Annotated in this window: 24 protein-coding genes; 13 read left to right on the top strand and 11 right to left on the bottom strand. The window is 60.3% G+C overall.

Features of this window, described 5'->3' with window-relative positions:
- Positions 1-289 precede the first annotated feature (289 nt).
- The 13 genes from BJ928_RS27285 to BJ928_RS27345 all read left to right on the top strand — a co-directional run bounded on the left by BJ928_RS27285 (position 290) and on the right by BJ928_RS27345 (position 13,314).
- Positions 290-892: an amino acid synthesis family protein gene (locus BJ928_RS27285; RefSeq protein WP_047633565.1), complete on the top strand. Its 603-nt coding sequence runs from the start codon at positions 290-292 to the stop codon at positions 890-892.
- Between the two features lie 15 nt (positions 893-907).
- On the top strand, positions 908-1,753 hold the full coding sequence (locus tag BJ928_RS27290) for an alpha/beta hydrolase (protein ID WP_052227793.1): 846 nt from the start codon (positions 908-910) through the stop codon (positions 1,751-1,753).
- Entirely contained in the window at positions 1,750-2,685 is a 936-nt protein-coding gene (locus BJ928_RS27295; RefSeq protein WP_047633563.1) for a flavin reductase family protein, read from the top strand. The genes BJ928_RS27290 and BJ928_RS27295 overlap by 4 nt, the downstream gene beginning before the upstream one ends.
- The gene (locus tag BJ928_RS27300) at positions 2,682-3,722 is read left to right on the top strand and encodes an LLM class flavin-dependent oxidoreductase (protein ID WP_047633562.1); all 1,041 of its coding nucleotides are present in this window, start codon (positions 2,682-2,684) and stop codon (positions 3,720-3,722) included. The genes BJ928_RS27295 and BJ928_RS27300 overlap by 4 nt, the downstream gene beginning before the upstream one ends.
- A gap of 5 nt (positions 3,723-3,727) precedes the next feature.
- Positions 3,728-5,191, top strand: a complete 1,464-nt coding sequence (locus BJ928_RS27305; RefSeq protein WP_047633560.1) for an aldehyde dehydrogenase — start codon at positions 3,728-3,730, stop codon at positions 5,189-5,191.
- Between the two features lie 5 nt (positions 5,192-5,196).
- Complete coding sequence (locus tag BJ928_RS27310; RefSeq protein ID WP_047633559.1) at positions 5,197-5,511, top strand: NIPSNAP family protein; 315 nt, start codon at positions 5,197-5,199, stop codon at positions 5,509-5,511.
- Positions 5,512-5,565: 54 nt separating this feature from the next.
- Positions 5,566-6,576 carry an ABC transporter substrate-binding protein gene (locus BJ928_RS27315; RefSeq protein WP_047633557.1) on the top strand — a complete coding sequence of 337 codons (1,011 nt, stop codon included), beginning with the start codon at positions 5,566-5,568 and terminating at the stop codon, positions 6,574-6,576.
- Positions 6,577-6,688: 112 nt separating this feature from the next.
- The gene (locus BJ928_RS27320) at positions 6,689-7,561 is read left to right on the top strand and encodes an ABC transporter permease (protein WP_047633556.1); all 873 of its coding nucleotides are present in this window, start codon (positions 6,689-6,691) and stop codon (positions 7,559-7,561) included.
- A 1-nt stretch (position 7,562) separates the two neighbouring features.
- A complete protein-coding gene (locus BJ928_RS27325; RefSeq protein ID WP_047633554.1) occupies positions 7,563-8,363 on the top strand; it encodes an ABC transporter permease in 801 nt (266 codons plus the stop codon).
- Complete coding sequence (locus BJ928_RS27330; protein WP_047633553.1) at positions 8,360-9,439, top strand: ABC transporter ATP-binding protein; 1,080 nt, start codon at positions 8,360-8,362, stop codon at positions 9,437-9,439. The genes BJ928_RS27325 and BJ928_RS27330 overlap by 4 nt, the downstream gene beginning before the upstream one ends.
- Positions 9,440-9,562: 123 nt before the next feature.
- Complete coding sequence (locus tag BJ928_RS27335; protein WP_245432566.1) at positions 9,563-10,108, top strand: sorbitol dehydrogenase family protein; 546 nt, start codon at positions 9,563-9,565, stop codon at positions 10,106-10,108.
- Between the two features lie 144 nt (positions 10,109-10,252).
- Positions 10,253-11,893: a GMC family oxidoreductase gene (locus BJ928_RS27340; RefSeq protein ID WP_047633551.1), complete on the top strand. Its 1,641-nt coding sequence runs from the start codon at positions 10,253-10,255 to the stop codon at positions 11,891-11,893.
- 2 nt (positions 11,894-11,895) lie between these two features.
- On the top strand, positions 11,896-13,314 hold the full coding sequence (locus tag BJ928_RS27345; RefSeq protein WP_047633550.1) for a cytochrome c: 1,419 nt from the start codon (positions 11,896-11,898) through the stop codon (positions 13,312-13,314).
- A 69-nt stretch (positions 13,315-13,383) separates the two neighbouring features.
- Here the strand turns inward: BJ928_RS27345 and BJ928_RS27350 are convergent, their stop codons facing one another.
- From BJ928_RS27350 to BJ928_RS27400, 11 genes are all read right to left on the bottom strand, one after another.
- On the bottom strand, positions 13,384-14,865 hold the full coding sequence (locus BJ928_RS27350) for an MFS transporter (RefSeq protein ID WP_047633548.1): 1,482 nt from the start codon (positions 14,863-14,865) through the stop codon (positions 13,384-13,386).
- 497 nt (positions 14,866-15,362) lie between these two features.
- Entirely contained in the window at positions 15,363-16,079 is a 717-nt protein-coding gene (locus tag BJ928_RS27355) for a UTRA domain-containing protein (RefSeq protein WP_183079458.1), read from the bottom strand.
- A gap of 46 nt (positions 16,080-16,125) precedes the next feature.
- Positions 16,126-16,902, bottom strand: a complete 777-nt coding sequence (locus tag BJ928_RS27360; protein WP_047633545.1) for an enoyl-CoA hydratase-related protein — start codon at positions 16,900-16,902, stop codon at positions 16,126-16,128.
- Positions 16,899-17,816 (bottom strand): 3-hydroxyacyl-CoA dehydrogenase family protein, encoded by a 918-nt coding sequence (locus tag BJ928_RS27365; protein WP_047633544.1) that lies wholly within the window; start codon positions 17,814-17,816, stop codon positions 16,899-16,901. Before BJ928_RS27365 ends, BJ928_RS27360 begins: the two co-directional genes overlap by 4 nt.
- 2 nt (positions 17,817-17,818) lie before the next feature.
- Positions 17,819-19,024, bottom strand: coding sequence for a CoA transferase (locus tag BJ928_RS27370; RefSeq protein ID WP_245432568.1), 1,206 nt, complete (start codon positions 19,022-19,024; stop codon positions 17,819-17,821).
- A 17-nt stretch (positions 19,025-19,041) separates the two neighbouring features.
- Complete coding sequence (locus tag BJ928_RS27375) at positions 19,042-20,592, bottom strand: aromatic amino acid ammonia-lyase (protein ID WP_047633541.1); 1,551 nt, start codon at positions 20,590-20,592, stop codon at positions 19,042-19,044.
- Between the two features lie 122 nt (positions 20,593-20,714).
- The gene (locus BJ928_RS27380; protein WP_047633540.1) at positions 20,715-21,629 is read right to left on the bottom strand and encodes an ABC transporter substrate-binding protein; all 915 of its coding nucleotides are present in this window, start codon (positions 21,627-21,629) and stop codon (positions 20,715-20,717) included.
- 11 nt (positions 21,630-21,640) lie between these two features.
- Positions 21,641-22,366 carry an ABC transporter permease subunit gene (locus BJ928_RS27385; RefSeq protein ID WP_047633538.1) on the bottom strand — a complete coding sequence of 242 codons (726 nt, stop codon included), beginning with the start codon at positions 22,364-22,366 and terminating at the stop codon, positions 21,641-21,643.
- A 4-nt stretch (positions 22,367-22,370) separates the two neighbouring features.
- Positions 22,371-23,015, bottom strand: a complete 645-nt coding sequence (locus tag BJ928_RS27390; protein ID WP_047633537.1) for an ABC transporter permease subunit — start codon at positions 23,013-23,015, stop codon at positions 22,371-22,373.
- Positions 23,005-24,132, bottom strand: coding sequence for an ABC transporter ATP-binding protein (locus tag BJ928_RS27395; protein WP_047633536.1), 1,128 nt, complete (start codon positions 24,130-24,132; stop codon positions 23,005-23,007). The genes BJ928_RS27390 and BJ928_RS27395 overlap by 11 nt, the downstream gene beginning before the upstream one ends.
- Positions 24,133-24,355: 223 nt before the next feature.
- On the bottom strand, positions 24,356-25,090 hold the full coding sequence (locus tag BJ928_RS27400; protein ID WP_047633535.1) for a UTRA domain-containing protein: 735 nt from the start codon (positions 25,088-25,090) through the stop codon (positions 24,356-24,358).
- Positions 25,091-25,666 lie beyond the last annotated feature (576 nt).

The raw sequence follows: 25,666 nt of genomic DNA on the forward strand, positions 1-25,666 counted from the left end.
GTCATGACTCATCAAATTGCCGTTTGGCCGGTGAGGCGGGTTGACTCCCTCATGTCTTCGATGTGACGGTATACCATAATAACTAATACAAAAGCGGAACACCGACAGCTGAAGATAAGCGACGGGCAAGCTCGCTTTCGCGAGTGCTTATTGCTGCCTATCGATAAGGCATTGTCATAACTGTCTCTTTTCGGCATTCGGCCGGGTTTTTAAGTCCGGTCGCGCAAAGCGGCTTGACAGTTGTGTATTATGGCATACCATCATACACAACATCAGATGAGAGCGAGCCATGAGCCTTCAGATCCGAAAAACCGTCCTGCAGATCGAAACGACGCTTGTCGAAGGGGGGAGAGCGGCAGCCGCGCCGTTGAAACTTTTCTCAGCCTGCGCGATCGTTAAAAATCCCTGGGCTGGTCGCGGCTTTGTCGAGGATCTAAAGCCCGAGATTCACGCCGTTGCTCCCATCCTCGGCGAATTGCTGACCAAAATGATCATCGATGCGGTCGGATCGGGCGAGGCAGTCGAGGCCTATGGCAAGGCGGCGGTCGTCGGGCTGGACGGCGAGATCGAACATGCTTCCGCCCTGATCCACACGCTCCGGTTCGGTAATCACTATCGCCACGCCGTCGGCGCCAAGTCCTATCTGGCCTTCTGCAATACGCGCGGACCGGCCAACGCGCCGATCATGATTCCGCTCATGGACAAGAACGACGAAGGCCGTCGCTCGCATTATCTGACGATCCAGACGTCGGTCCCCGATGCGCCTGCCGCCGATGAGATTGTCGTGGCGCTTGGCGCGTCCGTCGGCGGCCGGCCGCATCATCGCATCGGCGATCGCTATCAGGACCTCAAGGATCTGGGGCAGGACGTCTCCAATCCGGCGGGCGTGTAGGGGATCGGAGCCTGGATGTCGACGATGGAAACCATGGACCAGAACGAGCCCGATCATCTGAATGCCGGAGCTTTGCGCCGCAAGCATACGGCAGGCGGCACTGCCTATCACGAGGTGGGCAAGGGTGAGCCGCTTGTTTTCATCCATGGCGTCGGCATGCGGCTTGAAGCCTGGTCGCCGCAGATTGAGGCCTTCTCCCGCAGCCATCGCGTCATCGCCGTCGATATGCCGGGGCACGGTGAAAGCGTCGCCCTGCCTGCCGGAAGTCCACTGGAAGCCTTTGTCGCCTGGTTCGGTGGTTTCCTTCACGAGATGGAACTTGGCAAGGTCAATGTTGCCGGCCATTCGATGGGTGCGCTCGTTGCCGGAGGGGCTGCTGCCACCTTCGATGAGCGGATCAAGCGGATCGCCTATCTCAACGGCGTCTATCGTCGCGATCCCGAGGCCAAGGCGGCCGTCCTTGCGCGTGCAGCGGCAATACCGTTGACAGGCGTCGACAAGGAAGGCCCGCTGCTGCGCTGGTTTGGCGATGATGCCCAAAGCGCGGTGGCGCGCGAGCTCACGCGCAACTGGCTGAGCCTCGTCGACCCGCGCGGCTATGCCACGGCCTATGCTGCTTTCGCCGGCGGTGATGAAACCTACGCCGATCGCTGGCCCGATGTCCGCGCACCTGCTTTGTTCCTGACAGGCTCGGACGATCCGAATTCGACGCCGCTGATGGCCGAACAGATGGCTACTGCTGCACCCAGAGGCTGGGCGCGGATCGTCGAGGGGCACCGCCATATGGTGAACCTGACGGCACCGGACATCGTCAATGAGCTGCTCGCCGAGTGGCTTTCATGCGGGGAGGACGCAAGATGACGACGCAAGATTTCGATCCAAGGGCGTTGCGTGACGCCTTCGGTGCATTTCCGACCGGCGTTACGGTCGTGACCGCACGCGATCAGGACGGCCTGCCGCTCGGCTTTACGGCAAATTCCTTCACGTCGGTCTCTCTCGATCCGCCGCTTCTCCTCGTCTGCCTGGCAAAGACCTCGCGCAATTTCACGGCTATGACGAGCGCCAACCACTTTGCGATCAATGTGCTGTCGGAAACGCAGAAGGCCGTCTCCAACACATTCGCGCGGCCCGTCGAAGATCGGTTCGCCGCCGTCGAATGGAGCTCGGGTGCTGATGGCTGTCCGATCCTTGCCGATGTCGCCGCCTGGTTCGAATGCGCCACGGAACAGGTGATCGAAGCCGGCGACCACGTCGTCTTGATGGGGCGCATCGTCTCCTTCGACAATAGCGGCCGCAATGGCCTCGGCTATGCGCGGGGCGGCTATTTCACGCCGATCCTGGCAAGCAAGGCGGTTTCCGCCGCTGCGGAGGGCAATATCGAGCTCGGCGCGGTCGTCGAACGCGATGGCGAAATCCTGCTTCTTGGCATGGACGTGTTTGCTCTTCCGAATTGCGAGGGCAGGGAGGGAAGCCCCGCCGACATTCTTGGCCAGTATCTGACTGCGTTGACGGGCCTGACGATAACAGTCGGCTTTCTCTATTCGGTCTATGAAGGCAAGAGCGATGGGAAGCATCACATCGTCTATCGTGCGTTTGCCTCGCAAGGCGAGCCGCGCGAAGGCAGGTTCATGAAGCCGGATGCCTTGAAGGCGGCGCACTTCAAGACCAGTTCGACGGCCGATATCGTCGCTCGCTTTGCAATGGAAAGCCAGATCGGCAATTTCGGGGTCTATTTTGGCGACGAGACCTCCGGCATGGTGCGGGCAGTCTCGGCTAAGGCGGTGCAAGCATGAAGTTCTCCCTCTTCGTTCACATGGAACGCCTCGACGCGAGCCAGACCCATAAGAGCCTCTATGAGGAGTTCGTCGCGCTCTGCGAGATCGCCGACAAGGGCGGCATGCACGCGATCTGGACAGGCGAGCACCACGGGATGGATTTCACCATCGCGCCCAATCCCTTCGTGACGATTGCCGATCTGGCGCGGCGCACGTCGCGGGCGAGATTGGGTACGGGAACGGTGATCGCGCCCTTCTGGCATCCGATCAAGCTTGCCGGCGAAGCCGCCATGGCCGACATCATCTGCGACGGCAGGCTCGATATCGGCATTGCCCGCGGCGCCTACTCTTTCGAATATGAACGGTTGCTGCCGGGTCTCGACGCCTGGGGAGCCGGCCAGCGCATGCGCGAGCTGATCCCGGCTGTCAAAGGGATCTGGCAGGGGGATTACGCTCATGACGGCGAGTTCTTCAAATTTCCGGCGACCACTTCTGCGCCAAAGCCGCTGCAGCAGCCCAATCCACCGATCTGGGTTGCAGCGCGCGACCCGAATTCGCATGAATTTGCCGTCGCCAACAACTGCAATGTCCAGGTGACGCCGCTCTGGCAGGGCGATGACGAGGTCGAGGCGCTGATGGGCCGCTTCAACGATGCCTGCGCGAAAAACCCCGGCATCGAGCGGCCGAAGATCATGCTCCTGCGCCATACTTATGTCGGCTCCACAGAGGACGACATCGCACGGGCCGCGCATGAGCTCAGCGTCTACTACAATTACTTCTTCGCCTGGTTCAAGAACGAGAAGCCGATCCATCAGGGCCTGATCGAGCGCATCCCCGAAGAAGATATTCGCGCCAACGCCATGCTGTCCGATGCGGTCATGCGCAGCAACAATGTCGTCGGCGATGCCTCGACCGTGATTGCCCGGCTAAAGACCTATGAGGCGATGGGCTACGACGAATATTCCTTCTGGATCGACACCGGCATGTCGTTCGCGCGCAAGAAAGCTTCCCTCGAACGGTTCATCGCCGAGGTCATGCCGGCATTTGCGGAGTAAACGCCATGCAGCGCTTCCAGTATTTTATCGACGGTGAGTTTCTGGACGGGGAAGGCCTCTTCCAGAGTATCGACCCCGCGACCGGCGACGTCTGGGCGGAGATGCCGGAAGCGCGCGAGATCGATGTCGACCGCGCCGTCACTGCCGCCGAGAAAGCCCTCTATGAAGGCCCGTGGGCGAAGATGACGGCGACGCAGCGCGGCAAGCTTCTCTACAAGCTCGCCGATCTGGTTGCGGCCAATGCGCAGAAGCTCGCCGAACTGGAGACGCGCGACACCGGCAAGGTCATCCGCGAGACCTCGGCGCAGATCGCCTATGTCGCCGACTATTATCGCTACTATGCCGGCATCGCCGACAAGATCGAAGGCTCCTATCTGCCGATCGACAAGCCTGACATGGACGTCTGGCTGCGTCGCGAGCCGGTCGGCGTCGTCGCCATGGTCGTGCCCTGGAACAGCCAGCTCTTCCTGTCCGCCGTCAAGATCGGCCCTGCGCTTGCGGCAGGCTGCACCATGGTCGTCAAGGCATCGGAAGACGGGCCGGCGCCGCTCCTGGAATTTGCGCGCCTGGTCCATGAAGCCGGTTTTCCGGCTGGCGTCATCAATATCATCACTGGGTTCGGCCCTTCCTGCGGCGCCACGCTGGGGCGCCATCCGAAGGTCGCGCATATCGCCTTTACCGGCGGGCCGGAGACGGCGCGTCATGTCGTGCGCAATTCGGCCGAGAACCTTGCCTCGACATCACTGGAACTGGGCGGCAAATCGCCCTTCATCGTCTTTGCCGACGCCGATCTCGAAAGTGCCGCCAATGCGCAGGTTGCCGGAATTTTTGCGGCAACCGGCCAGAGCTGTGTTGCCGGCTCCCGCCTGATCGTCGAAGCCAGCATCAAAGACAGCTTCCTGTCGATCCTCAAGCGCAAGGCTGAGGCGATCCGCATCGGATCGCCGCTCGACATGGAAACCGAGGTCGGTCCCCTTGCCACGAAGAGGCAGCAGGGCCATGTCGCGGCACTCGTCGAGAAATCCATTCAGAGCGGCGCGCGGCTCGTCACCGGCGGACAAAGGCCCGACGGCGCCGGCTACTATTTCCCGCCGACGATCCTGGATTGCGATGGCGTCAATTCGCCGTCGCTCGCCGAGGAATTTTTCGGGCCGGTTCTCTCAGTCGTCTCCTTCGAGACGGAGGCCGAAGCCCTCAGATTGGCAAACGACACCCGCTATGGTCTGGCATCCGGCGTCTTCACCCAGAACCTGACGCGCGCCCATCGTCTGATGAAGGGCATCCGCGCCGGGGTCGTCTGGGTCAACACCTATCGCGCGGTGTCACCAATCGCGCCCTTCGGCGGTTTCGGCCTTTCCGGCCACGGCAGGGAAGGCGGCCTTGCGGCAGCTCTCGACTATACCCGCACCAAGACCATCTGGCTGCGGACGTCGGATGATCCGATCCCCGATCCCTTTATCATGAGGTGAGGCCGATGTTTTACGAGATCCGCACCTACCGGCTGAAGAACGGCACGATCCCGCAATATCTGAAGGTCGTGGAGGAGGAAGGAATTGCCATCCAGAAGACGCATCTCGGCAACCTCGTCGGCTACTTCCATTCGGAGATCGGGGTGATCAACGAGATCGTGCATATCTGGGCGTATGCAAACCTCGACGACCGCGAAGCGCGGCGCGGGCAGCTGGCGGCCGACCCCAAGTGGCAGGCCTTCCTGCCGAAGATCCGCGACCTGATCGAAGTCGCGGAAAACAAGATTATGAAGCCTGCCGCTTTCTCCCCCTTGGGGTGAACGGGTGGCCGCATAAGGCATGCATCAAGAACTGAAAAACAAGGACAAGGGAACATGAAAGCAAAAATTGCACTCGCGGCCTTTGCCGCAATAATGGCCGCATCGGTGCCCGCCAAGGCCGATACCATGGTCTTCACGAGCTGGGGAGGAACGACGCAGGATGCGCAGAAGGTCGCCTGGGCCAACCAGTTTACCGCAAAGACCAATATCGGCGTCATGCAGGACGGTCCGACGGACTACGGCAAGCTGAAAGCCATGGTCGAGGCCGGTCAGGTCAGCTGGGATGTCGTCGACGTCGAGGGTGATTATGCCGCGCAGGCCGGCAAGGCGGGCCTGCTCGAAAAGCTCGACTTTTCCGTCATTGACAAGTCGAAGCTCGATCCACGCTTCGTCAGTGACTATTCGGTCGGAAGCTTCTATTATTCCTTCGTCATCGGATGCAATGCCGATGCCGTCAGCGCCTGCCCGAAGACCTGGGCCGATCTTTTCGACACGAAGAAGTTCCCCGGCAAGCGCACCTTCTACAAATGGTCCGCCCCGGGCGTGATCGAAGCCGCACTGCTTGCCGACGGCGTTCCCGCCGACAAGCTCTACCCGCTCGATCTCGACCGCGCCTTCAAGAAGCTCGATACGATCAAGTCCGATATCGTCTGGTGGTCGAGCGGCGCGCAGTCGCAGCAACTGCTGGCGTCGGCCGAGGCGCCCTTCGGCAGCCTCTGGAACGGCCGTATGACGGCGCTGGCCAATAGCGGCGTCAAGACGGAGACGTCCTGGAGCCAGAATATCACGGCTGCGGATTCCCTCGTCATCCCGAAGGGTGCCCCGAACATGGAAACGGCGATGAAATTCATCGCGCTCGCGACCTCGGCACAGGCGCAAGCCGACATGGCGAAGGCGACCGGATATGCGCCGATCAATGTTGACTCGGCGAAGCTGATGGACCCTGAAACAGCCAAGACCCTGCCGGACCAGCAAACGGCAAGCCAGGTCAACGCCGATATGAATTACTGGGCAGCAAACCGCGATGAGATCGGCAAGAGATGGTACGCCTGGCAGGCAAAGTAAGCTTTTAGGATGACTAAGTCACCGCAGGCCATTGCCTGCGGTGCGGCAATGCGAGGAGTGGGCCTATCGGCAGCCATGGCTGTCCGTCAGACCCCGATGGGAAGGAATTGCCATGTCGACATATATGGACATTGCGGACGAGGCCGCACCGGCGCGCAAGGCGGCAAGGCCCACGGGGTTTGCGCAGGTCGCGCCGGCTTTCGCTTTTGTGGCGATCTTCTTCATATTTCCGGTCATCGCGCTGCTCCTGCGCAGCGTGCTGGAGCCGGCCTTCGGCCTTGGCAACTATGCCGAGCTGTTGGGCTCCGCGACCTATATCAAGATCTTTGCCAACACCTTCATCGTGTCGGGCCTTGTCACCATCATATCCCTCCTGATCGGCTTTCCAGTCGCGTGGACATTGGCGATCATGCCATCGCGATGGGCCTCGGTGATCTTTGCGATCCTGCTTCTATCGATGTGGACCAATCTGCTGGCGCGCACCTATGCCTGGATGGTGCTCTTGCAGCGCACGGGACTGATCAACAAGATGCTGATCGGCGCAGGATTGATCGACAAACCGCTCGCTCTCGTCAACAATCTCACAGGCGTGACGATTGGCATGACCTATATCATGTTGCCCTTCATCATCCTGCCGCTCTATGGTGTCATCAGGAAGATCGATCCTGCCGTGCTGCAGGCGGCAGCGCTCTGCGGTGCCAGCCGCTGGCAATGCCTGACCCGGGTGCTGCTGCCGCTTGCCGCTCCCGGCATGATGGCGGGCGCCCTGATGGTGTTCGTCATGTCGCTCGGCTACTATGTGACCCCGTCGCTGCTCGGCGGCACGGCGAACATGATGCTCGCCGAACTCATCGCCCAGTTCGTACAATCCCTGGTCAATTGGGGCATGGGCGGGGCGGCGGCTTTCGTCCTGCTCGTTGTCACGCTGACGCTCTATGCCGTGCAGCTGCGCCTCTTCGGCGTGCAGAATACGGGAGGGCGCTGAGATGCTGTTGAATTTCGATCGCCTCGGCTGGTGGAAATATGTGCTGCTCGTCATCACGGTCCTGACCGCGGCTTTTCTTCTGATGCCGATCCTCTTTATCGCGGCCCTGTCGTTCGGCTCGTCGCAATGGCTAATCTTTCCGCCGCCGGGCTGGACGTGGCGCTGGTATGCGGAGCTGCTTTCCGATCCGCAATGGCTGGCCTCCGCCTGGACGAGCTTCAAGATCGCATCGATCGTTACCGTGCTTTCGGTGCTGCTCGGCCTCGTGACTTCTTTCGGCCTCGTGCGCGGAAAGTTCATGTTTCGCGATGCGCTGAAGGCGCTGTTCCTCACACCGATGATCTTGCCCGTCGTCGTCTTCGCAGTTGCTCTTTATGCATTCTTCCTGCGAATTGGCCTTGGCGGCACCTTGATCGGCTTCGTGGTGTCCCACCTTGTGTTGGCGCTGCCTTTTTCCATCCTGTCGATCTCCGGCGCGCTCGAGGGCTTCGATAAGTCGATCGAGGATGCGGCCGTGCTTTGCGGCGCCTCTCCGCTCGAGGCAAAGATCAGGGTGACGCTGCCGGCCATCAGCCACGGATTGTTCTCGGCCGCCGTCTTCTCGTTCCTGACATCCTGGGATGAGGTGGTCGTGGCGATCTTCATGGCGAGCCCGACATTGCAGACCCTGCCGGTCAAGGTCTGGGCGACGCTCAGGCAGGACCTGACCCCGGTCGTCGCTGCTGCCTCCACTCTTCTCATTCTGTTGACGGTCATGTTGATGACACTGGCCGCGATCGTACGTAAGGTTCTGAAATCATGAGCGAATCCTTCCTGAAGATCAAAGGTATCCGCAAGGAATACGGCCCTGTCGTCGCTGTCCACGATGTCAATCTCGAGGTCAAGCGCGGTGAGTTCCTGACCTTTCTCGGCCCCTCCGGCTCGGGCAAGAGCACGACGCTCTATATCCTCGCCGGTTTCGAGAACCCAACCAAAGGGGATATCCTGCTGAACGGCGAGACGTTGCTGTCGACTCCCTCGCACAAGCGCAATATCGGCATGGTGTTCCAGCGCTATACGCTGTTTCCGCATCTGACCGTTGGAGAGAACATTGCCTTCCCGCTGAAGGTTCGCCGCAAATCCAAGGCCGAGGTCGACAGCCGGGTCAGGGAAATGCTGCGTCTCGTTCGGCTCGAAGGCTTCGAGGATCGCAAGCCCGCGCAGATGTCGGGCGGCCAGCAGCAACGCGTGGCCCTTGCAAGAGCCCTTGCCTATGATCCGCCGGTGCTTCTGATGGACGAGCCATTATCGGCGCTCGACAAGAAGCTGCGTGAGGAGATCCAACACGAGATCCGGCGCATCCACCAGCAGACGGAAGTGACGATCCTCTATGTGACCCACGATCAGGAGGAGGCGCTGCGCTTGTCCGATCGTATCGCCGTCTTCTCCAAGGGCGTCATCGATCAGATCGGTACGGGGCCGGAACTCTACGCCAATCCCAAGACCCGCTTCGTCGCCGAATTCATCGGCGACAGTGATTTCATTTCCTGTCACCTGCTGTCTTCGGACAATGGCCAGGCGACGATCTCGCTCGGCGACAAGACCGTCTTCGACAGCATTCCGGTTCATGGCCGGCCGTCATCGGGTAGCAAAGCGGCATTGATGTTGCGGCCGGAGCGTATCCGGCTCGGGCGGCAAGGAGGTGCAAGCAAGGGCCTCAACGCAACGGTCAACGATATTACTTTCCTTGGCAACAATGTGCATGTGACGACGCGGATCGCCGCTGGCGAAACCCTGTCCGTGCGCCTGCCCTTCGGCCATGAAGCAATCTCGGGCCTCAGCCGCGGCGACAATGTGCATCTGGAGTTCGATCCCGATGCGGCACATGTCTTCTGCTGATATGTGTCATATAAAACTGGTAGATTGACTCTAGTGTGTGCCGTGCATAGATTTCTGCAGTATTCCTAATGTGCGCCTGCGTTAAAATATAACGAAAACGGTTGACGAGGAATTTTGATGGACATGGCTCACCCATCTCGCGATGACTGTCCCGAGGAGTTCAGTCTTACACGCCGCAAGTTGATGGTGGGTGGCGCGTTGTTCGTCGGAGGCGTGTTGTTGTCTCCGGAAGTGTCGGCACAAACCTTAGGCGCCGCCGCGCCGGAGGTCTCGACAAGCTTCATGGAGGTGTCGTCTCTCCTCATCGATCACCACTTGGATGCGCAGATCGGATCGCGCATGGCGGCTGCCATGTTGAGGCTACATCCGACGCTCGCACAGGACATCGGCGCAATCATTGAGATTGCGAAGAAGAAGAACGCCAGGATCGTCGAGGATTTCTTTGCCGATATTCCTGAGGGGAACCTCAAGGATACGGCCCTGGCCATCATTTCCGCCTGGTACACAGGTGTTGTCGAAAATTCCAGCACTGCCGAGGTCTTCGCTTTCGAAACCGCGCTTATGTACCAGCCGACCCATGACGTCATGACAATCCCGACCTACGCGATATCCGGTCCGAACGGATGGAACGCGCAGGCCCCGCCTCTCGGCAATATGCCGGCATTCTGACGAGAACCGCGCTTCTGCGAACGCACGGTGACGGTGGCTCCCAGGCAAAGCAAGAAAACCTCCTGAGAAGGATTTTATCAGGAGATGGCTCGTAGCGGTTTTTGACGTGCCTAGCCTAGTCTTTGGATATTTGGGATTGATAGGATGGCAAACGACTATAGTGCCGATGTTATTGTCGTTGGGACCGGCGTCATAGGTTGCATCGTCGCCGAGCAGGCGCTGGACGCAGGCCTGTCCGTTCTCATGCTGGAAGCAGGCCCCCGCGTGGAGCGCTGGCAGATCGTCGAAAATTATCGAAACGTGCCCCCGCGGTTCAAGCAGAATTGGAACGCCCCCTATCCGGCAAAGCCGTGGGCACCGCATATTGAATCCGAGCTGCCGGATGCCACGACCGATTACCTGCAGTTGGAAGGGCCGAACGGACGCGCATACCGGCAGGGTTATGTGCGCTATGCCGGCGGCGCCACCTGGCATTGGGCAGGCATCTGTTGGCGCCTCCACCCCGATGATATGCGCTTGAAAAGCCTTTACGGCGTCGGCCGGGACTGGGCGTTTGACTACAACACGCTGGAACCATATTACACTCGTGCGGAATACGCGCTTGGTGTGTGCGGGCCATCGGAGGTCGAACTGCAATGGCCGCCACTGCCACGCTCCAAGCCCTACCCAATGGGCCGTATTCCTTTCGGCCAGGGCGAGCAGCGCTTTACGGAGGCTGCGGCACGGGTTGGCATCACCAATCTTCCGGCGCCTCAGGCACGCAACAGCGGCGTTTCATACGATGGGCGACCGCCTTGCTGTGGCAACAACAACTGTTTTCCGGTCTGTCCGATCTCCGCGAAGTATGATGCGGCATCGGCCCTGCCTAGGATCGAGTCAAAAGGCGGCAAGATCCTTGCGAATGCTGTCGTCTATCGGGTGGAAACGGATGCAAAGCAAAACATCCAAGCCGTCCATTTCTTCAATCCCAACAAAGAAACGCAAAGGGTTGTCGGCAAGCTTTTCGTCATTGCCTGCAATGCGATAGAAACGCCGAAGCTGCTGCTGATGTCCAAGGACGAGCGCAACCCGAATGGCGTTGCCAATCGCTCCGATCAGGTCGGGCGCAATTTGATGGATCAGCCCAAGATCACCGCGCAGCTGCTGCTGGCCGAGCCGATGTGGACAGGCGTCGGCCCCGTGCAGGGTAGCAGCATCATGATGACGGGGCAGGGCGATTTCCGAAGCCAGCATGCAGGCGCAATGCTTCGTTGTGAAAATGCCGCTCTCAGCGCGGCGGGCGGTCTGGCCGCACTTGCGAAAGGACTGGTCGGCAAGGCGCTGGATACCGAGATCCGTAGACTATCGGCCTGCACCGCGCGACTGACGATCGAGCACGAGATCCTATCGGACCCCAACAACCGGCTGACTTTGTCGGACAAGAAGGACTGGCTCGGTCTTAACAAGCCGAACATCTACTATGATGTCGGTGACTATGTCCGCCGCGGCCACCAGGAATACACCCTGCCGCTATTGAAAAAGTTGATTGCGGAGCTCGGCGCCGTCGAGAGCCAGATTGCCACGACTTTTACCAACAGCGATCACATGATGGGGAGCTGCATCATGGGCACCGATCCCACCGACTCCGTCGTCGATGTCGACTGTCGCGCGCATGATCATCACAATCTCTTCTTGCCGGGCGGAGCGGCGATGACATCAGGAGGATGTGGCAACAGCACCATCACAATGGCCGCCTTGGCCATGAAAGCCAGTGATGCCATCGTCGACCAGTTGAAGCGAGGCTGAACGTGGACATTCTCTTCAGGTTTGTGGGCGCTGCAATCTGTCTGATGTCGGCAAGCTCGGCGGCCCTCGCGGCCGGTGACGACGCGCAAGCCGCTTCGATCAAGCGTGGCGCCTATATCGCCATCGCATCGGATTGTTCCGCCTGCCACACAGCGCCAGGTGGCAAGCCTTTCGCTGGAGGATTGCCGATCGTCTCCCCGGTAGGCACGATTTATTCGACCAACATCACACCTTCTGCAACTGCGGGCATCGGGCAATATAGCGAGGAACAGTTTGCCCGTGCCGTGCGGCGCGGTATTCGCGGCGATGGCGCCAACCTCTACCCGGCAATGCCCTACACGTCGTACAACGTGCTGACGGACGCCGATATCCATGACCTCTATACCTATTTTCAGCACGGGGTCGAACCTGTTGATGCGATGCCGACACGCACGGCGCTGCCATTTCCGATGAATGTTCGTCTGTCGATGATGGCGTGGAACCTTCTATTCGTCGGCAGCGGCGACAACCTCACCGATACCACGCAATCAGCCGAATGGAATCGCGGCAAGTATCTTGTCGACGGACCGGCGCATTGCAGCACCTGCCATACGCCGCGCGGCTTCCTGATGCAGGAACTCACCGGCTCCTATCTGGGCGGCGCCCAAGTCGGCCCATGGTATGCGCCCAATATCACCTCGGATGCCACCAGCGGCATCGGGAGCTGGAGCAAGGACGAACTGGCTCGCTATTTGTCGACCGGCTCGCTGCCAGGCAAAGCGCAGGCCGCCGGCAGCATGGGCGAGGCCGTCGAGCACAGTTTTTCCCAGCTCACGCAGGAAGATATAGCGGCGATCGCAACCTATATTAAAACCGTGCCGCCTTTGCATGACGCTTCCGACGAGCAGTCGCGGTTCGACTATGGCAAGCCATTCTCAGAACTTGCAAGCTTGCGGGGTACAAACCCTATTCGTTCCGATACGGATGCCCAGGCGAGCGGTGCGGTCCTGTTTTACGGCAACTGTGCCTCCTGCCATCAGCCTCTCGGCCAGGGCAGCAAGGATACTTATTATCCGAGCCTGTTTCACAATTCGGCAACAGGTTCGGCCAATCGCGACAATCTGATTGCCACGATCCTGAACGGCGTCAATCGGACCACGCCGAATGGCCAGGCCTTCATGCCTGGTTTCGGCGGCAAGGCGAATGACATCAATGCTCTGGATGACGGCCAGGTCGCGACGCTGGCGAACTATGTCATCGAACATTATGGTCGGCCCGGCGCGCCGGTCACACCCGCCGATGTTGCCGAGGTTCGGGCCGGTGGCCCTTCGTCTTCGCTTCTGCTTCTGGCGCGCATCGGTATCGCTGTGGCCGCAGCCGTTGGCTTGGCGATCATACTGCTGCTGATCGTCTGGCGTCAGCGGCGAGCCAGAATGGCATGACGGCTCCGTCCCCAACTGCGGGGAAAGCCGTCCTTGTAGTCGTAGTCCCGCACAAGGCTGCGATTTTGACTAGTGCTGACCGGTCGGCGCTCCTCGAAGTGCGATGAAGACGACGAGCGCGAGGATCGCAATCATCGCGGCCACCAGGATCAATACGGAACCGTGCGCCTGCAGGAAGGCCGTCTTGGCCGCACCCGCGATCGCCCCGCCCATATCGCCACCGAGGTTACGCGCTGCGGCCATGGCCTCGCCGATCGAATGCATCGCTCCATCCGGCGTACCCGCCGGGCCCGAGAAGGAGGACCGGTAGATGGAGTTTACGAGAACGCCGAACAGGGTGACGCCGAGCCCGCCACCAAGCTCGTAGCCCGTACTCTCTAGCGCACCCGCCGCACCCGCGCTCTCCTTTGGTGCGCTTCCCATGATCGCGATCGAGGATGCCAGAAGGCCGACGCCGAGCGCAAATCCGAGAACGGCCAGAAGCAGGGCGACGAGATAGTCGTGTCTTGCGAAGTCCGTAAAGGAAATTGCGAAGAGTGACGCGGCTGCCGCCGCCATCGACAACGACGCCACCACGCGAAGACCGAAGCGGGTCGCCAGCCGGCCGCCGAGCGGACCGCCGACAGCAGCGGCACCAACGAGCGGCAGCATGAAGATGCCAGCCTCGAGCGGCGTCTTGTCGAGAACGAACTGGAGCTCCTGCGCCAGCACAAGCTCGAAGCCGGCAAGCGATCCGCTCGCCACAAAGGCCATCAGCAGGCCGACGGCGATCGCCGGCTTCCTCAGCAGTGACAGATCTAGGATCGGGCTTTTGGACGACACCTGCATCCGTCCGAACCAGCCGAGTATCGCGACGCCGCCGAGGAGCGCGGCCGTCGATGATGCGTGGAGCCCGTCCTTGACGCCGGATTTGATGCCGAAGACGGTCAGGATCAGGCCGGCGACCAGGACCAGAGCTTGCCACGGATTCCACGCGGTCTGGCGATCGCCCGGCAGCGCCGGCACCAGGATCCAGACCATCGGGATGACGATCGCCATCACCGGTACGTTGACAAGGAAGACCGAGCCCCACCAGAAGCGCTCCAGAAGCAGGCCGCCGATCAGCGGGCCAATCGCGGCGCCTGCCGTGCCGACCACGCTCCAGATGCCGAGCGCGGTTGCCCGTTCGGCGTCATCCTCGAAGGCTTGCCTGACAAGCGCAAGCACACAGGGCATGATCATCGACGATCCGATGCCGAGAGCCGCGCGTGCAGCAATCAGCGCCGGGGCCGTCGGCGAAAATGCAGCGGCGATCGAAGCCAGGGTGAAGATACCAAGGCCAAGAAGCAGCATTTTTCGGTAGCCGATGCGATCGGCAAGCGTGCCCATAGGAACGAGAAGGCCGGCCATCACAAGCGGATATATGTCGATAATCCAAAGGACCTGGTTTCCCGATGCTCCGAGCGCGACGGTCAACGAGGGGATGGCGATATGAAGGATCGTCATGTCGACGACGACCGGAACGAATGCGGCAATGACCGCGGCGAGAATGAGCCAAGGATTGGATTGCATGGGACACCTAAGTATATGGTTTCGAGACTATTGTCTCGTTCACCGTCGAAAAGGCGGCTCGATGCCGCCTTCATCGGGCAGGCGAGCCGCCCATTCGGATCAGGGATAAATCGGAGCTAGTCCATGATGCTCTGTTGTCATTAATTATGATATGATATCAATATATTGCGTCGACTTATTAATGCATTTCCAGTTGTCCTCATCCTCCAGATTCCGATCATGGCGGTATCCTGATGCGGTCTTGTTCCACATCCTGAAGGTGAAAATTGGGCAGGTGAAGCGCAAAGCTTGCCGCCAAGCATGTCGTCGACACGGCTCGTCCCGATCACTCCTCTACCACATTTGGGATAGCGAACTTTCGGGCTTTGGTCTTAGCGTCAGGTCGAATACTCAGGGTACTTGATCGATTGAAACCGTTAATTTCACTATAGACGCCATCTGGTTCCCGCATTTGCAAGAATGCAAGTCGAGCACTGGATGCAGGCGCTTCAACCGATTCAATTTCGATAGTCTGCCGACCCGCGCATCCGGTGGCGGCTGCTGGAAAACACGTAGCGTGCCACGGACATGACTGCGCTGTCCATTAGAATGCGCTGCTCGATCGATAGGCAAGGCTCAGCGGGCAATAACGCGAGGAGAGTGCGCTCCCACGGTTGGGGGACGACGGCCTGAACGGAATAGGTGGTGTCGGGCGTGCAGATCTCTCGCAGGAGACAGGCGTGGGGCGTTTGTGCAGAAAAGTCCTGCGTCAAGTAGCCGGGAGCCACCGCGGGCAGGACGAAGCGATCCTCAAGCTGCACTGGAACGCCGTCTTCATTATGAACAACGATCGAGTGATAGACAGTCGAGCCGAGGCCGAGACCAAGCTCGTCGGCAAATGCTAAGGGGACCGGCACCTGAGCAAGGTGGACGATGCGGGCGCTGTAGACATTGCCACGTGTGCGAATGACGTCGGCAAGCTCGGTGAACTCCAAGGAGATCTGACAACGCCTTGTTCTGGCGACAAATGAACCTATTCGAGGGAACCTGACCAGTTCACCTTCGCGGGCCAGTTCGCATAAGGCACGCTCCGCCGTCATTTTGCTGACGCCATAGGTTGCCATCAGCTGATTTTCTGAGGGTATGCGATGGTCTGGGGGCCATTCGCCGCTGCGAATGCGCGCCAGGATCATCCGCTTGATGTTTTTGTAGCGCGGCAAGGTATCCGAAAGCATCCCGTCCATCACCGAGCCATCATCATATGGGCGCTTCTGTCTCAGCTCATTGCCCCGTAAACAGAGGTGGTTCCTTGGCTGCGAATGCTCGCATTCCTTCCGCCCGGTCGTCGCTTGCCGTGATCAACGCTGACAGGGAGCGCTCGAAGCGGATGCCAGCCGAAAGAGGGGCCTCGAAGCTTTCGAGAATTGCCGCCTTCGCCATGGTGACCGCCAGGGGTGCTGCCTGCGCGATGCGCTCGGCAATCTCCAGGGCGTGATCTGCGATAGGCCGGCCGTCGGCGGCGATACTGCTGATCAGGCCACAAGCCTTGGCTTCCCTGGCGTCAAGTCGACGCCCGGCCAGGATCATTTCCATGGCCATCGACTTGCCGATGGCGCGCACAAGGCGCTGCGTTCCTCCCGCGCCGGGTATGATGCCGATCGTCGCTTCGGGCATGCCGAACAGTGCCGTCTCGTCGGCAACGACGATGTCGCAGATGAGGGCAAGTTCGAGGCCGCCGCCAAGCGCATAACTTGAGATGGCGGCGATCAATGGCTTGGAAATTGCCGCAACTTCATCCCATTTTTCGCTGAAGCCGCTAGTGTAAAGCTCGATCGGATTGGCGGACGCCAATGTCCCGATATCGGCGCCGGCCGCAAAACCCCGTTCGCTGCCGCTGATGACGATCGCCCGCACGGAAGGATCCGCCTGGCAGTCACGCAGGGTGCTGACGAGTTCGGTCAGCATCTCGGCATTCAGCGCATTGCGCTTGGCCGGCCGGTCGAGAATGACGTGGGCGACCCCGCGCTGCTTTTCGGTTCTGACAAGAGAATTCGTCATGGCTTGCGCCTTTCCGTCAGCAGGCGGACTGTCTCGTCGCGCTGTGCAACTACGTTGGCGATCGTCTCGTCCGTCCATTGATAGAAGCCGCGCCCACTCTTCGTCCCGAATGCTCCCTCGCTGCAAAGGCTGCGCACGAGAGCAGGCACATTCTCGCCGCGATCCAGCGCCGGCATGAGGATGCTCGAGACCTTTTCGACCGTGTCGAGGCCGGCAAGGTCCATCAGTCGCAGCGGGCCCGCTGCCGACCAGCGCGGGGCAAGCGTCGTTTCGACCGCGCGATCGACATCCTCGATCGAGGCGGCGCCGGTCTCGACGAGATGGAGCGCTTCACGCAGGATCGCATATTGCAACCGGTTGACGACGAAGCCCGCTATGTCGGTCTTCACCTCGATCACTTCCTTGCCGATATCGGCGGAGAGCGAGCGGGCCCGCTCAACGACTTCGTCCGACGTTTTCTCGCCGCGGACGATTTCGACAAGCGGCATGACGGCCGGCGGATTGAACCAGTGAATGCCGACAACTCGTTGCGGCCGGCTGAGGCCGGAGGCGATCTGCGTGATTGGAACGCTGGACGTATTCGTCGTCAGAAGGCAGTCGAGCGGTGCCGCAATTTCAATCTCGGCAAAGACGCGCTGTTTCAGCGCAACGTCTTCTGCCAGGTTCTCGCTGATGATATCGGCCCCGACGACACACTCTTTGAGCGATGTCGTATAGTCGACCGCCACTTCGTCGCCGGCGATTGCGGCAATTCGACCTTTTGCCTTTTCAAGGGTTGCTTCGCTCCGTGAATAGACGGAAACGGTATAGCCCTTTGCGGCAAATACGCCGGCAATGCCTGCCCCCATGGTGCCTGCACCGAGAATGGCGACCTTCGGGCGGAATTGCCCTAAAACCTTGTCGTTTTTCGCCATGATCAGACGATCCCCCGCGACCGCAGCTTTTCGATGTCGACAGGATCGAGCCCAAGATCACTGCGCAATACCGCATCGGTGTGCTGGCCAAGCGTTGGCGCGGCATAATCGCCCTCGGGCGAGACGCCGCTAAAGCGGACAGGCTGCGGCATGACCTGGAACTCGCCAGCACTGGAATGACGGACGGTGTGCAGCAATCGACGGTGCTTGGCGTGCGGCGTTGCCAGTGCCTCGGCGAGATTGTAGATCGGCGCGGCCGGCACGCCCGCTTCATCGAGCAATTGGGTTATCTCCTCCGTCGAACGTTCCCTGGTCCATTCTTCAATGATTGTGCGCAGTTCCTGTTGGTGGCTCTGTCGCTGCGGGTCCGTCTTGAAGCGAGCGTCTTCGCTCAAACTAGGCTTACCGAGTGCGCGTGCCAGTCGAACGAAGAGAGCATCATTGGCAACGGCGATGACCACATGCCCGTCCGCCGCCTGGTAGGAATCCATCGGCGCACTGATCGGATGGGCGTTACCGACCCGACCGGGTGGTTCTTTGCCGCCGGCAATCTGGGAAAGTGAAACCATCTGCAGCGAGATGATGGAATCGAGCATCGCGACATCGACATGCTGGCCCTTGCCGGTGCGCTCCCGCTGAATGAGGGCCGCAAGAGCACCCCAGGAACCATATATTCCGGCCGTGACGTCGCCAATGGCATCGCCCACTCGTGTCGGCGGACCATCGGGCCAGCCGGTGACCGTCATGATGCCTCCGATTGCCTGAACCACATGATCGTAAGCGGCGCGGTGGGCAAGTGGCCCGTCCTGACCATAGCCGGAGATGCTGACGTAGATCAGCCGCGGGTTCAGCGCCTTGACGGTTTCGTAGTCGATGCCCAGCCGTGTCGTGACGCCGGGCCGGAAATTCTCGACCAGTATGTCGGACTGCTTGATCAGTCGCAAAAGGATGTCTCGGCCCTCATCCGATTTCAAATCGAGCGTAACGCTTTTCTTGCCGCGATTGACCAGCAAGAAGTAGCTGCTTTCGCCGCCGACATGAGGCGAAAAATGACGGGAATCGTCACCGTGCTCGGGAATTTCGATCTTTGTGACCGCAGCACCGAGATCGCCCAGCATGGCCGAACACAGAGGGCCGGCAAGAACGCGGGCCAGATCCAACACTTTGATCCCGTCGAGCGGACGTGGGGCTTGCATTTCTTCAGTCACGGAATGTCTCCCAACTTTCAATTTTTGTCGGCCAGGGCGCGCTCGACGGCACTGGTAATCGTGCCTGCATCGATGAGGTCGCGGATGGCCTGTAACTCCGGATACATGGCGCGGTCGCTGTCGCGGTGTGGAACCACATTGCGGATGGCATCATAGGCAGCGCTCGTTCCTCTTCCCGGCCGAAGCGGCCGGTGGAATTCCAGCCCTTGCGCGGCGCAGATCAGCTCGATGGCGAGGATATCGGCGAGATTGTCCGCCGCGCTGCGCGCCTTGATCGCCGCCGATACACCCATGCTGACGTGATCCTCCTGGCTGGCGCAGGTCGTCACTGTGTGGACCGAAGCCGGCGCGGCGAGGCTGCGATTGTCGCCCGCGATCGCCGCGGCCGCATAGGGCGGGATCATGAAGCCGGAATTGGCGCCGCCCTCATCGATCAGGAAAGATGGCAGCTCGCTGATATGGCCGTTGGTCAACCGGTCCGAGCGTGCCTGCGACATGGTGCTCACATGGGCTATCGCGACGGCCAGTACATCGAGCGCCAGCGCCGTTGGAGCGCCATGCCCGTTGCCGCCGGGCAGCGGCACGAGCTCATCGTCCTCGATGACGAAAACGGGGTTGTCGGTGACGGAGTTGATTTCGACCGTCAAAACATCGCGGCAATAGGCGATCGCATCGCGCACGCCGCCATGTACCTGCGGAATGCAGCGCAGGCTCAGCGCATCTTGAAGGCGGTGATCGCGATGCGCCGTAAGCACTGTGCTATCCTGCACGAGCGCTCTCAGCCGTTCGGCCGTTGCGATTTGGCCTGGATGCGGACGCATCTGCTGCAGGCGAGCATCGTAGCCCCGGCTGTTGCCCTTCAGCGCTTCCAGGCTCATGGCGCCGGCAACATCGGCGAGCAGAACCAGTTCTTCGGCCTGGTGGATGGCGAGCGCGCCGATGCCGGTAATCTCATAGGTGCCGCTGATCAGCGCGTGGCCTTCGCGCGGACCGGGCGCAATGATGTCGATACCCGCGCGGGTCATTGCCTCGCGCCCCGGAAGCAGTTCGCCCTGGTACCAGGCCTTGCCCTCACCGAAGATGACCAGGCCGATATGGGAGGTGGCGATCAGATAACCGACTGATCCCTTTGCTGGCGACCAAGGTGTCACGCCGCGATTGAGCATTTCGGTCATGGTCTGCACGAGCCCGGCGCTGACGCCGCTATGACCCTGCAACAAGGCCTTGATCATCGTCGCCATGATTGCGCGCACGGCCGGCACATCCAGCGGCGCGCCCATGCCACTGGCGTGGCTGCGCAGCATGTTGAGCTGCGCTCGGGAAATGTCCTCGGGCTTGAGCTTGACGGTATAGAGATCGCCGACGCCGGTGGTGAGCCCGTAGATCGGCCGTCTCTCCTCGATGGCTTTCAGCAGATGGTGCTGAACCTTGCCCATGCTCTCGATGGCATCGGGGCACAGCGCAACCTTTGCTCCGGCGGCTATCGCGGCAATCTCCGCAATCCCTGTCGGCGACGTGCCGAGTATCACGGTTGCCGGCTGGTGTTGCGCCTGTTCGATCTTTTCCATGTCCGCCTCCCTTGGACGGATACCGGCTTCACAGCGGGGGCGAAGGCGGTCTCTCGACTTTTGTATTTTCCAGATAGCGGCGGCCGCCAGAGGTTCAGACGACCGCCGGATTGGATTGCTGATTAGTTCAGTTTGTTCTTGGCCAGCCAATCGCCGGCAACCGTATCGAAGCTTTCCTGGTTGGCGAGGCGGCCGTTCATCTCGATCAGATCCTCGGTCGTCAGGGCGGCAGAAACGGCATTCAGGACTGCGGTGACCTTGTCGTCGACCTTGGCGGCGGCAATGATCGGTACGATGTTCTGGGCCGGGAACAGATTCTTCGTGTCCTTCAGCGCGACCAGCTTGTTTCCCTTCATCGCGGGATCGGTCGAGGTCATGTCGGCTGCGTCAACCTGGCCGTTTGTGAGCGCTGAAAGCGTCAGCGGACCAGCCACATCAAGGGTTTTGAAATCCTTGAACTCCAGGCCATAGACTTCTCGCAAGCCGACGACGCCTTCCTTGCGCGTCTTCCATTCCGGCGGCCCGCCAAGGACCAGCTGGCCGGCAACAGGCTTCAGATCCTCGATCGATGTCAGCGAGTATTTCTTTGCCGTGTCCTCTGTCACCGCCAGCACGTCGGAATCCTGCGCATCGGATGCCTTGAGCATGGAAATGCCCTTCGGGAGAACCTTGGCCAGCGCATCGATGACATCCTGCGGCGCGTGCGCGGTCGCGCTCTTGTCGAGATAGCTCAAGGTCGCGCCGGCATATTCCGGGATGAGGTCGATCGAACCATCAAGCAATGCCGGCATATAGACTTCGCGGCTGCCGATATTGAGTTTTGTGTCGACCTTCATGCCCTTGGCGCCAAGCGCCAAAGCGTAGATCTTTGCCAGCAGCTGGCTTTCCGGGAAGTCCGCCGAGCCGACGACGATCGTGTCGGAATTCGATCGCGGCGTGCTGGTGGAAAGGGGATCTCCGGCGTGCGCGAGTGGCGTGACCGAAAGCAGCGCCGAAATGGCTATGGCGCCGATTGCAAACATGTTTCGCTTCAACATCTTCGTTCTCTCTAGCTGTTCCGTTGTTTTCGTTGGGCAAGAAGGTGCCGAATGCCGGCACCCCTCGCAGTCCGGCGCGTCAAGCCGGGCGAGACTGCGATCCTGGATGCAAGGCCGAAAATGAGGTCGACGATCAGGGCAAGTACACCCACGAGAACGGCGCCAGCGGCCATCTGCATGTAGTCGTTTTGAGCGCGGCCATCGATGATGAGCCGGCCAAGGCCACCAAGGGAGACGTAAGCGGCGATCGTTGCCGTCGATATCACCTGAAGGGCGGCGCTGCGGAAACCGGAGAAGATCAGCGGCAGGGCGCAGGGCAATTCGACGCTGAAGAGAAGGGCGAGTGGGCGATAGCCCATGCCTCTGGCGGCATCGACGGCAGCCGGATCCACGGAAGCAATACCGGAATAGGCACCCATCATGATCGGCGGCACGGCGATCAGCACGAGGACGGCGATGCTCGGCACCAGAAAGGCTAGATCCGATTTGAAATAGGGGCCGACGAGAATGACGAGCAGCACGATAAGGCCAAGGCTCGGCAATGCGCGCGTCGCATTGGCGGCACCCGCAATCAGGAAGGTTCCCTTGCCAGTGTGTCCGACATAAAAGCCGATCGGCAGGGCAATGATCAAGGCGATCAGCAGCGCGATAAAGCTATATTGAAGATGCTGGGCAAGCAGGGTCGGGATGCCGCCTGAACCATGCCACTGTGTCGGATTGAGAAACCAGTCGATCATGGGGTCACGCCTTTCTCGGGCGCCATGGCGTGAGCCAGCGGCTGAGCAGGATCACCATCCCGTCGAGGACGATGGCAAGCAGCAGGCAGAGCACGATGCCGGCGATCAGCGGCGTTACGAAACGAAGCTGCAGTCCTTGCGTGAACAGCAATCCGAGCTGCGGCGTTCCGACGAGGGCGGCAACCGAGACGACGCTGACATTGGAAACGAGTGCCACACGCAGGCCGGCGGCAATAACCGGTACCGCGATCGGAAGCTCGACCAGAAAGAATCGACCAGCGGCCCGATATCCGATGGCGGTGGCAGCCTGCAGCGTGTCGGGCGGCACGGCATCAAGGCCGTCGCTGACGGTTCTGACAAGCAGCGCCATGGAATAGACCGTGAGGGCCACGATCACGTTCAACGGGTCGAGGATCTTCGTTTGCAGAACCAGCGGCATGAGCACGAAGAGTGCCAGCGACGGAATGGTGTAAAGCAGGCCGGCCGCTCCGAGAATGACCGATTTGAACAGGCCGCTTCTATGCGCCAGCCATCCGAGCGGCAGTGAGATAAGAAGGGCGGCGATCACCGGAATGGCGGACAGGCCGACATGCCACCAGAACAGATTGACGATATTGCCGGATTCACGCAGCAGCCAGTCAAACCGCATGGCCCACTCCCGTTCTCGCAGTTGCGGGTTCTGGCGACCTGTCGAGCAGCGCGGCCAGATCGGTGACCGCCACGCAGCCCATCAACTGGCCCTTGCCGTCGATGACGACACCGCGCCGGCTGGGTGAACTAAGGGCTGCATCGAGGAGCTGTCGCAGGGAATCGTTTTCGGTGGCAAAGGTACTGCTGAGGTTGAGGTCGCCGGTCCGGATCGGGCCGCGCAGGCTCGCCGGCTCGGTCCAGCCGAGCGGCTTGCCTTGATCGTCGATTACGAGCAGCCATCGATCCCTGGCGGCGTTGCGCGCAGTTTCAGGTGTGTCGCCGAGGCGGGCGGTCGGTTCGGCTCTTATGGCCAGGCGCCCGTCAGCTCCGACAAATCCCAGGAAGCGATAGCCGCGGTCGCGGCCAACGAAATCGGCAACGAATCCATCCGCCGGCCTGGTCAGCAACTCCTGCGGCGTCGCGATCTGGGCAAGTTCTCCACCAACCCGCAGCACTGCAACCTGGTCGCCGAGCTTCAGTGCCTCGTCGATATCGTGCGTGACCATGATGATGGTCTTGCTCATTTCCCGCTGCAGGCGGAGAAATTCGTCTTGTAGTTGCGTGCGGACGATCGGATCGACGGCGCTGAAGGGCTCGTCCATCAGCATGAATTTTGGATTGGATGCCAGGGCGCGCGCCACGCCGACGCGCTGCTGCTGGCCACCGGAGAGTTGCCAGGGGTAACGTTGCGCGAAAGCCTCGGAAAGGCCGACCCGTTCGAGCAATTCCATGGCGATTGTCCGCGCCTGCTTCTTCGGCGTGCCGTTCAGGCGGGCGGTCGTGGCGACATTGTCGACGACGGTTCGATGGGGGAAGAGCCCGGCATGTTGAATGACATAGCCGATGCGGCGGCGAAGTATCGCCTCGTCCATATTCGATGTCGGCTCGTCACCAAGTTTGATGGTGCCCGAGGTCGGGCGAACGAGGCGATTGATCATACGCAGCGAGGTAGTCTTGCCGCATCCCGAAGGGCCGACAAGCACCGTCAATTTGCCCGTCGGCGCCGTGAACGACAGTTCCTTCACCGCAACAACATCACCATGATAGCGCTTCGTCACATTCTCGAAAGTGATCAACGTCTCTCACCAACCTATATGTACCTATATGTACCTGTATATATAGGTTACATGAATCAGCGGACGACGCAACAGGAGGAGCAAGAATTTTCATCCTGCTTCCTGTATGCCTATTAATTGAGCGGATTCAGCGGTCTAACAGGAGGTTGAAGAGCATTCGAGGGAAGCGGCTTGAAATATAGCTGCGCGGAATTGCCGGTCTGTCCGTGAAACAAAGTGAGTGCTAATGGCGCTCGTCGATCGTTTCCTGGGTGACAAAGCTATGCCGCATGCCGGGGTGCACAAAGCGGGTAAAGGTTGTCACCATCGGCCCGACCCAGGTCTTGCGCGAGACGACAAGACAAGGATCGCTTTCGCGAAGATCGAGAAAGCCAGCTTCTGCTGCGGTCGGAAGGACGGCTTGGATTTCGTGTTCCATGCGGGTGGGTAATGCGATCCGTTGCAGATAGTCCGTTGTCGACTGCTTGGCGAAATCCTGGCTGAGGTAGGCAGGCGCGAATTTGGGCGATACGTAGCGATCCTCGAGCTGCAGCGGGCTGCCGTTTGCGCTGTAGACGATCAAGCTGCGAAAGACCGGCTCGCGTGAACGTATTCCCATGCGCTCCGCGACTTCGGGCGTTGCGTTCTTACGCTCGAGAGTATGGACCTGAATGGAAAGTACCTGACCGCGATTGCGGATATCATCGGCGATATTGTGCAGAAGAACAAAGGTCGAGGAAGCTTTGGGCTGGGCGACGAACGTCCCGACTCCATTGATGCGTTGCAGGGCGCCGCTGACAGTTAGCTCGCGCAGCGCCCGATGCGCGGTAAGGCGGGATACGCCCAGCTCTGCGGCTAGCTGATTCTCGCTCGGGATCTTGGATCCCGGACGGTATGTTCCATCGGCAATTCGTTCCAGAACATGCAACTTGACCTGTTCGTATAACGGGTGCGGCTGCGATAGCATGCCGATCTCCATCTCAAATTTGGGGGCCTGACACTATAGCCCGATAGTTCTTTTTACGTCGGCTTGCAAATATGAGGTCGATTGCGCGCGTATAATTCGTATTGCTCTCAGCCGCTTGGCACATCAGCTGTACTGGCGGCAACGGCTGCAAAATTGATCTCCTCATCAATCGGCCGCGGCTCGTCCCAGAATTGCGAGCCTACACACGGTGACGCCGGAAATTGCCCCGGGGTAAGCGCATCGGGCCAAAGCCGAGATCGCAAACGGACGTTGCCGTGGCCCCTTGCACGGCATTCTCATCACGCTGAAGGATGTCTTCGACACCACCGGCATTGTCGGGATTGTGGCCATGCCCATTCACGCGAATCGAATTCCGATGCAACTATGGTCAGGCGTCTGGCTGAGACCGTCGGCGTTCTTCTCGGAAAGCTGCAGCTGACCGCGGGCGTTTTTGCGAAGCGTCATCCCCGCCGATCGGGTGCCGCAATGGCTGCCGGTACCGGCTTTGCATCGCTTGGTAGCGATACGGGAGGTTCGATCTTTTTTCCGGTATGGCTTCGACTTCATCAAGCTACACTCGTGAGGGAG

The organism is Rhizobium sp. WW_1, assembly GCF_003610155.1.
GTDB classification, from domain to species: Bacteria; Pseudomonadota; Alphaproteobacteria; order Rhizobiales; family Rhizobiaceae; genus Rhizobium; species Rhizobium tropici_A.

Excerpts from the sequence above, each read along its gene's own strand:
- BJ928_RS27340 (WP_047633551.1), top strand. The coding sequence starts at position 10,253 with ATGGCAAACGACTATAGTGCCGATGTTATTGTCGTTGGGACCGGCGTC.
- BJ928_RS27400 (WP_047633535.1), bottom strand. The coding sequence starts at position 25,090 with ATGGAGATCGGCATGCTATCGCAGCCGCACCCGTTATACGAACAGGTC.
- BJ928_RS27290 (WP_052227793.1), top strand. The coding sequence starts at position 908 with ATGTCGACGATGGAAACCATGGACCAGAACGAGCCCGATCATCTGAAT.
- BJ928_RS27360 (WP_047633545.1), bottom strand. The coding sequence starts at position 16,902 with ATGACGAATTCTCTTGTCAGAACCGAAAAGCAGCGCGGGGTCGCCCAC.
- BJ928_RS27285 (WP_047633565.1), top strand. The coding sequence starts at position 290 with ATGAGCCTTCAGATCCGAAAAACCGTCCTGCAGATCGAAACGACGCTT.
- BJ928_RS27295 (WP_047633563.1), top strand. The coding sequence starts at position 1,750 with ATGACGACGCAAGATTTCGATCCAAGGGCGTTGCGTGACGCCTTCGGT.
- BJ928_RS27315 (WP_047633557.1), top strand. The coding sequence starts at position 5,566 with ATGAAAGCAAAAATTGCACTCGCGGCCTTTGCCGCAATAATGGCCGCA.
- BJ928_RS27310 (WP_047633559.1), top strand. The coding sequence starts at position 5,197 with ATGTTTTACGAGATCCGCACCTACCGGCTGAAGAACGGCACGATCCCG.
- BJ928_RS27365 (WP_047633544.1), bottom strand. The coding sequence starts at position 17,816 with ATGGCGAAAAACGACAAGGTTTTAGGGCAATTCCGCCCGAAGGTCGCC.
- BJ928_RS27305 (WP_047633560.1), top strand. The coding sequence starts at position 3,728 with ATGCAGCGCTTCCAGTATTTTATCGACGGTGAGTTTCTGGACGGGGAA.
- BJ928_RS27330 (WP_047633553.1), top strand. The coding sequence starts at position 8,360 with ATGAGCGAATCCTTCCTGAAGATCAAAGGTATCCGCAAGGAATACGGC.
- BJ928_RS27320 (WP_047633556.1), top strand. The coding sequence starts at position 6,689 with ATGTCGACATATATGGACATTGCGGACGAGGCCGCACCGGCGCGCAAG.
- BJ928_RS27375 (WP_047633541.1), bottom strand. The coding sequence starts at position 20,592 with ATGGAAAAGATCGAACAGGCGCAACACCAGCCGGCAACCGTGATACTC.
- BJ928_RS27350 (WP_047633548.1), bottom strand. The coding sequence starts at position 14,865 with ATGCAATCCAATCCTTGGCTCATTCTCGCCGCGGTCATTGCCGCATTC.
- BJ928_RS27355 (WP_183079458.1), bottom strand. The coding sequence starts at position 16,079 with ATGCTTTCGGATACCTTGCCGCGCTACAAAAACATCAAGCGGATGATC.
- BJ928_RS27335 (WP_245432566.1), top strand. The coding sequence starts at position 9,563 with ATGGCTCACCCATCTCGCGATGACTGTCCCGAGGAGTTCAGTCTTACA.
- BJ928_RS27325 (WP_047633554.1), top strand. The coding sequence starts at position 7,563 with ATGCTGTTGAATTTCGATCGCCTCGGCTGGTGGAAATATGTGCTGCTC.
- BJ928_RS27380 (WP_047633540.1), bottom strand. The coding sequence starts at position 21,629 with ATGTTGAAGCGAAACATGTTTGCAATCGGCGCCATAGCCATTTCGGCG.
- BJ928_RS27385 (WP_047633538.1), bottom strand. The coding sequence starts at position 22,366 with ATGATCGACTGGTTTCTCAATCCGACACAGTGGCATGGTTCAGGCGGC.
- BJ928_RS27390 (WP_047633537.1), bottom strand. The coding sequence starts at position 23,015 with ATGCGGTTTGACTGGCTGCTGCGTGAATCCGGCAATATCGTCAATCTG.
- BJ928_RS27300 (WP_047633562.1), top strand. The coding sequence starts at position 2,682 with ATGAAGTTCTCCCTCTTCGTTCACATGGAACGCCTCGACGCGAGCCAG.